Here is a 6,661-nt window from a genome sequence, read left to right as displayed (position 1 = left end):
CTCGCGCACATCAGGGGAAAACTTGTTCGTGGTCTTGCTCATGATGCTCCATCCTACTCAAGAGTTGGAGCCTCCGGCAAAACCGGCGCGGTTCAAGATGCATTGTGTCAAACTGCTGGGCCAGCGGCTCATGGCGCGGGACTTCGACCGACAGGTCGCAGAGCTTCAGGTCCGCATCGCCATCCTGAACGGCTACACCGCGCTCGGCATCCCTGTCACTGAGGCCGTGGGATAAGTCTGCCTGCGGAAAGGGAAAGCCTGCCAATCACCCGATTTTGCAACAGAGCCGGTCATGCTCATACCGGGGTTGCAGACCGAAACAGTTCATTTCGTCGGGGTAGGTGGTCTTGTGCAGCTCGAGCCAGTCGGTGCCGTGGTTGCGCAGTTCGGGCATCAGCTTTTCGGCGATCGGGCGCAGATAGCCGCGCGCGGCCAGCGGGCGCACCAGATAGCCCTTGTTCAGCCCCACCAGAACCAGCGACAGCCGATAGGGATGCGCGACCAGATAGCGAAACAGCGCATCCGTGATCTGGGGATAGCGCGGGCTGAAGAAATCGTCGATGCAGATGATCCCGCAGGGGTCGAGCAGGCTGTCGGCCAGCGTCAGGTCATGGGTGAATGCCGTGCCCGTATGCTCGCCGTCGATATGGATGAAGCGAAACAGATCGGGAACGTCGGGCAGATCGGCCGCCGAGCGGATGCTGGTCGTGGACGTCGACAGGCAGACCGTGCGCCCGGCGCATTCGGCCTGGAGAAAGCCGCGCACCTCGTCGGGCACATTGAGGTCGATGAAGACCGCGGTTTCCGTCGGTGCGGCATGCATGGCCAGAAGCGCGCTCGACTGGCCGTGGAAGACGCCAAGCTCCATCAGATTGCCGTGGAGGCCTTCGGCGGTCTGATGGCGCAGGAAGAAGTCCCACACCAGCGCATTCTCGCGGCTCAGGAAGCCCTTCACCTTGCTGTAGCGCGCCAGATATTGGGTCAAGATCCGGGTCATGCCGCCTCTCCCATGGCCTGTTGTCGTGCACTTTGGTCGCGGTCCGGCGCGACGGTCGCGCCCGGCGCCAGGGCCCCAGGTGCGGCAGTCTTGGGGGGTCCATGAATGCGGCGCGGATGCAATGGCACAAGACCGCCTCCCTTCAGGGGCATTCTGGCGCAGGTGCACCGCGCAAGGTCCGGCCGTCGGGTGGTGGATTCGGGCGCTGGATGCGGGCGGGGCAATCGGGCAGGGGGCGGGGGGCCGCTTGCGGCGCTGACGTCGGGCAATGGCCGCGCGGGCTGCCCGGTTTGGCGGCAATCGGGCCGCAGGGGAAGGGTGTGCGCGGGGATCGGGGGGGGGGCGGCCTTGGCAATCGCGGCGGCGGCCGTTAAGGGCAGGGGCAGAACGCGGACCGCGCGCCCCGGCTCGGGTCGGGGCGCGCGGTTCCGCCCCCGTTTCGGCCCCGCCCGTGCCGTGCCCGTCTGTGCCGTGCCTGTCCTTGTCTTGCCTGTCCTTGTCGTGCCTGGCCCCGGCTTGCCGCGCATGGCCTGGGGCGGGCGGCGCGGGGGCCGTTGCCAGACCCCACCCCGGATCGGGCCGCGCGCGCCCGCACTTCCCCGACGAGGTTTTCCCCATGACGACACTTTCAGCCTATCGCGGCCAATGGCTGGGCAATATCCGCGGCGATGTCCTTTCGGGGCTGGTCGTGGCGCTGGCCCTGATCCCCGAGGCCATCGCCTTTTCGATCATCGCCGGCGTCGATCCCAAGGTGGGGCTCTATGCCAGTTTCTCGATCGCCGTGATCACCGCGATCGTCGGCGGCCGGCCCGGCATGATCTCGGCGGCGACGGCGGCCACCGCGGTGCTGATGGTCACGCTGGTGCGCGACCACGGGCTGCAATATCTGCTGGCGGCCACGATCCTGGCGGGGCTCTTGCAGATCGGGGCGGGTCTGGTGAAGCTGGGGCAGGTTATGCGCTTTGTCTCGCGCTCGGTGATGACGGGGTTCGTCAATGCGCTGGCGATCCTGATCTTCATGGCGCAGCTGCCCGAGCTGGACCCGCGCAACGTCACCTGGCTGACCTATGCGCTGGTCGCGGGCGGGCTGGCGATCATCTACCTGTTTCCCAGGATCACCCGTGCCGTGCCCTCGCCGCTGGTCACGATCATCGTGCTGACCGCGCTGACGCTGGGCTTTGGCTGGGACGTGCGCACCGTGGGCGACATGGGCGCGCTGCCCGACACGCTGCCGGTGTTCCTGCTGCCCGACATCCCGCTCAACCTCGAGACGTTGCAGATCATCTTTCCCTATTCGGTCGCCGTGGCGGTGGTGGGCCTGCTCGAGAGCCTGATGACCCAGCAGATCGTCGACGACCTGACCGACACCGCCTCGGACCGCAATCAGGAATGCATCGGCCAGGGCATCGCCAATACCGCGACCGGCTTCATCGGCGGCATGGCGGGCTGCGCCATGATCGGGCAATCCATGATCAACGTGAAATCGGGCGGGCGCGGGCGGCTGTCCACCTTCACCGCGGGCGCGATGCTTTTGTTCTTCTGCGTCGTGGCGGGCGATTGGGTGGCGCAGATCCCGATGGCGGCGCTGGTGGCGATCATGATCATGGTCTCGATCGGCACCTTCTCGTGGTCCTCGGTCAAGGCGCTGCGCAGCCATCCCGCCTCCAGCTCGATCGTCATGGTCTCGGTGGTGGCGGCGGTGGTCTGGACCCATAACCTGGCCATCGGCGTGGTGCTGGGGGTGCTTTTGTCGGGGATCTTCTTCGCCGCCAAGATCGCCCAGCTCTTCCGCGTCACCTCGACGTTGTCGCCCGACGGGCGGATGCGCACCTATCGCGTCGAGGGCCAGCTGTTCTTCGCCAGCGTCGAGGATTTCATGAAGGCCTTTGACTTCCGCGAGGCGCTCGAGCGCGTGGTGATCGACGTGAGCCACGCCCACATCTGGGACATTTCGTCGGTTGCGGCGCTGGACATGGCCGTGTTGAAGTTCCGCAGGGACGGCGCCGAGGTCGAGGTCATCGGGCTCAACGCCGCTTCCGAGACCATCGTCGACAAGCTGGCCGTCCATGACAAGCCCGGCGCGCTCGATCCGCTGAACGACCATTGAGACGGGGGAAGACCCATGACCGACACGATCCCCACGACCGACACGATCCCCACGACCGACACGATCATCGCCTTCGTCGACGGCTCGATCTATTCGCACAGCGTCTGCCAGCATGCCGCATGGATCGCCGAGCGCACCCGCGCTGCGGTCGATCTGATCCATGTGCTGGGCCCGCGCGAGGGGGCGGCCAAGGCCGACCTGTCGGGCTCGATCCGGCTGGGCGCGCGCACCGCGCTGATGGAAGAACTGGCCGGGCTTGACGAACAGCGCGCCAAGCTGATGGCGCATCGCGGGCGCGCCATTCTCGACGATGCGGTCGATGCGATCCGCGCCGCGGGCGTGGCCGCCGTCACGCCGCATCTGCGCCATGGCGACATTGCCGAGACGGTGGGCGAACAGGATCTGGCCGCCGCGATGGTGCTGATCGGCAAGCGCGGCGAGACCGCCGAGAAACCGCAACGTGCGCTGGGCCAGAACCTTGAACGGATCGTGCGCGCCAGCCACAAGCCGGTCTTCGTGGCCTCGCGCGCGTTCCGGCCGATCGTGCGGGTGCTGGTGGCCTGGGACGGCGGTCCCTCGGCCATGCGGGCGGTGGATTTCATGGCCCGCAGCCCGATGTTCGCCGGGCTCGAGGTGCGGCTGGTCAGCATCGGCCCCGACACCCCCGAGGCCAAACGCAGCCTGGCCGATGCCGCAGCGCTTCTGCGCGCGGCCGGCATCGAGGCCGAAACCGCGATCCTGCCGGGCCAGCCGGCGGCGGTGCTGGGCAGGATCGAGCAGGAGGAAGGCTTCGATCTGTTGGTGATGGGCGCCTATGGCCATTCGCGGCTGCGCACGATGATCGTGGGCTCGACCACCTCCGAGATGATCCGCACCTGCCGCGCGCCGGTTCTTCTGGTGCGCTGATCGCGCCCTGGCGCGCGCGCTGCGGGGGGGCGCGCGCTACGGGGGCGCAGGGGCGGGGGGCGTCGGCGGGGGCGTCAGACGGGCGGATTTCCGCGCGCGCGCCGCTCAGCGGGCGGTGACGCGCGGGCGCGCTCTCGGGACGCTTGATTTGCGCCCGATTCCCTTTCATGCACGCAAGACGCCGCCCCCTGGCGGGGCCCTTGATGGAGCTTGTCCCCCCGTGTTCTTTTCGCGTCTGCTCTGCCTGGGGGCCGTGACGGCCCTGTCGCTTGCGCTGCCTGTCCCCGCCCAGGAGGCGGCCGTTCCCGCCGCCGGTTCCGCCGCACAGCCTGCCACCCCGGCGCTGGGCGCGCCGGCGGCCTTCAGCTTCGACATCCTGACCGCGCGCGCCGCGGATCTGGCGGCCGCGCCCTTTCAGCCGACGCCGGTGCACCAGCCCGACGTCCTTGCGCAGATCGACTATGACGCGCACTGGAAGATCCGTTTCCGCCCCGAGGCCAGCCTGACCCTGGGCGACGTGCCGGTCCAGTTCTTCCATCTGGGCACCTATTTTCGCCAGCCCGTGCGCATCTTCGCCGTCGATCAGGGCCGCGCGCGCGAGGTGCTCTACACGCGCGACTATTTCGACATGCCCGAGGACAGCCCCGGCCGCGATCTGGCCGCTGATGCAGGCTTTGCCGGCTTCCGGCTGATGCGGCCTGACATGCGCAGCGACTGGGCTTCGTTCCTGGGGGCGGCCTATTTCCGCTCGGACGGGGCGTTGCGCCAATACGGGCTCTCGGCGCGGGGGATCGCGCTCGACACCGGGCTGTCAAAGCCCGAGGAATTCCCCCGCTTCACCGAATTCTACCTGGAACCGGCCCCCGAGGGCGGCCTGATCGTCAACGCGCTGCTGGACGGGCCGTCGATGACCGGCGCCTATCGGATGGTCATGCGCGACAGCCCCGGCCGGGGCCAGGTGATGGACATCGACAGCCGGCTCTTCTTCCGCGCGCCGGTCGAGCGGCTGGGGGTGGCGCCGCTCACCTCGATGTTCTGGTATTCGGAAAGCAACCGTTTCCAGTCCTCGGACTGGCGCCCCGAGGTGCATGACACCGACGGGCTGATGATCCACACCGGGGCGGGCGAGCATATCTGGCGCCCGCTCAACAACCCCGAACGCGTCGTCACTTCGAGCTATCTCGACCATGGCCCGCGCGGCTTCGGTCTGGTCCAGCGCGACCGCGACTTCGACCATTATCAGGACGACGGCGTCTTCTACGACAAGCGTCCCGCGGTCTGGGTCGAGCCGCTGTCCGATTGGGGGGCGGGCGCGATCCAGCTGATCGAGATCCCGACCGACGACGAGATCTTCGACAATATCGTCGCGTTCTGGAACCCGGCCGCGGCGCCGCAGGCCGGGGGGCAGATGGATTTTGCCTATCGGCTGCACTGGACCGACCGGCCCCCCGTCGAGATGACGCTGGCGCGGACCGTGGCAACCTGGGTCGGCAATGGCGGCGTGCCCGGCCAGCCGCGCCCGCGCGACGTGATCAAGGTGGTCGTCGATTTCGAAGGGCCGGCGCTGGCGGGGCTGGGGCATGGCGACGGGGTCACGCCCGAGCTTTCGGCCCCCGAGGGCGTCGAGATCCTCAACCCCTTCGTGCTGCCGGTCGTGGGCACGGACCGCTGGCGGTTCTTCTTCGATCTGCGTGCCGCGCCGGGCACCGAGACGGTGGATCTGCGCGCCTATCTCGCGCGCGACGGCGCTCCGCTGACCGAGACCTGGCTGGGCCAGATCCACCCCGACCAGATCAACCGTTTGCGCTAGGCCGCCTCTGGCGTTCTAGGCACGCGCGCGCCCTGCGGCACCGTCCGCCCGTGGCGCCCCCCTTCCCGGGGGGCAATAGTCGCGCGCGTTCTCTTGCGTTTCGCTCAGGGCGGCCAACCGATGGCGGGCGTCGAAAGTCGCGCCGCGGGCTCTAGATGAAGCCTCAGGCGCCGCGCCCGTGCGGCCGATGCAAGACAAGAGGGTCATCATGACAAAGGTTCACGAGATTGCCGTTCTGGTGGGCAGCCTGCGCAAGGGCTCCTTCAACCGCAAGCTGGCCGAGGCGCTGGTCGCGCGCGCGCCTGACAGCCTGTCCTTCCGCTTCGTCGAGATCGGCGATCTTCCGCTCTTTGATCCCGACCTTGACGAGGACACGCCGCCCGCCGCCTGGACCCGGTTCCGCGCCCAGATGGCCGATGCCGAGGGCGTGCTGTTCGTGACCCCCGAATACAACCGCGGGCTTCCCGCGGCCATCAAGAACGCGCTCGACGTGGGCTCGCGGCCGATGGGACACAGCGTCTGGGCCGGCAAGCCCGCGGCCATCGTCACCGGCTCGCCGGGCGGGATCGGGGGCTTTGGCGCCAACCACCAGCTGCGCCAGAGCCTGGTCTTTCTCGACATGCCGGCGATGCAGCAGCCCGAGGCCTATATCGGCGGGCTGTGGGGGCTGTTCGATGATGCGGGCCGGGTGAAATCCGAAGACACCAGCGCCTTCCTGAGCAAGATCATCACCGCCTTTGCGGCCTGGGTGGCGCGTCACGGGCGCGACTGATCCCGCAGGCGCCCCCGAGAGAGGGCTACCCGCACAAGGCTCACCGGGGGGCATGACCCGAGGCGCAGG

The 6,661-nt window shown here is 68.4% G+C and carries 5 protein-coding genes and 1 pseudogene; 5 read left to right on the top strand and 1 reads right to left on the bottom strand.

The window, feature by feature from the left end:
- Positions 1-235 (top strand): annotated as a pseudogene (locus BW949_RS17380) (hypothetical protein); the annotation flags it as partial.
- 30 nt (positions 236-265) lie between these two features.
- On the opposite strand, the gene BW949_RS17055 reads toward BW949_RS17380, so the two are convergent.
- Positions 266-997 carry a class I SAM-dependent methyltransferase gene (locus tag BW949_RS17055; RefSeq protein ID WP_076365921.1) on the bottom strand — a complete coding sequence of 244 codons (732 nt, stop codon included), beginning with the start codon at positions 995-997 and terminating at the stop codon, positions 266-268.
- Between the two features lie 616 nt (positions 998-1,613).
- Here BW949_RS17055 and BW949_RS10715 point away from each other — a divergent pair.
- The 4 genes from BW949_RS10715 to BW949_RS10700 all read left to right on the top strand — a co-directional run bounded on the left by BW949_RS10715 (position 1,614) and on the right by BW949_RS10700 (position 6,592).
- A complete protein-coding gene (locus BW949_RS10715) occupies positions 1,614-3,104 on the top strand; it encodes a SulP family inorganic anion transporter (RefSeq protein ID WP_076365919.1) in 1,491 nt (496 codons plus the stop codon).
- Between the two features lie 15 nt (positions 3,105-3,119).
- Positions 3,120-4,010 carry a universal stress protein gene (locus BW949_RS10710; protein ID WP_076365917.1) on the top strand — a complete coding sequence of 297 codons (891 nt, stop codon included), beginning with the start codon at positions 3,120-3,122 and terminating at the stop codon, positions 4,008-4,010.
- 220 nt (positions 4,011-4,230) lie between these two features.
- A complete protein-coding gene (locus BW949_RS10705; RefSeq protein WP_097177027.1) occupies positions 4,231-5,820 on the top strand; it encodes an OpgD/OpgG family glucan biosynthesis protein in 1,590 nt (529 codons plus the stop codon).
- A gap of 208 nt (positions 5,821-6,028) precedes the next feature.
- Positions 6,029-6,592, top strand: a complete 564-nt coding sequence (locus BW949_RS10700; protein WP_076365915.1) for an NADPH-dependent FMN reductase — start codon at positions 6,029-6,031, stop codon at positions 6,590-6,592.
- Positions 6,593-6,661: the final 69 nt, after the last annotated feature.

This window comes from Phaeovulum vinaykumarii (genome assembly GCF_900156695.1).
GTDB classification, from domain to species: Bacteria; Pseudomonadota; Alphaproteobacteria; order Rhodobacterales; family Rhodobacteraceae; genus Bieblia_A; species Bieblia_A vinaykumarii.
The sequence above is the reverse complement of the archived record's forward strand: the minus strand, read 5'-3'. Positions and strand labels throughout refer to the sequence as shown.

Bases quoted from the DNA above. Each gene is read 5' to 3' on its own strand.
- BW949_RS17055 (WP_076365921.1), bottom strand. From the start codon at position 997: ATGACCCGGATCTTGACCCAATATCTGGCGCGCTACAGCAAGGTGAAG.
- BW949_RS10715 (WP_076365919.1), top strand. From the start codon at position 1,614: ATGACGACACTTTCAGCCTATCGCGGCCAATGGCTGGGCAATATCCGC.
- BW949_RS10710 (WP_076365917.1), top strand. From the start codon at position 3,120: ATGACCGACACGATCCCCACGACCGACACGATCCCCACGACCGACACG.
- BW949_RS10700 (WP_076365915.1), top strand. From the start codon at position 6,029: ATGACAAAGGTTCACGAGATTGCCGTTCTGGTGGGCAGCCTGCGCAAG.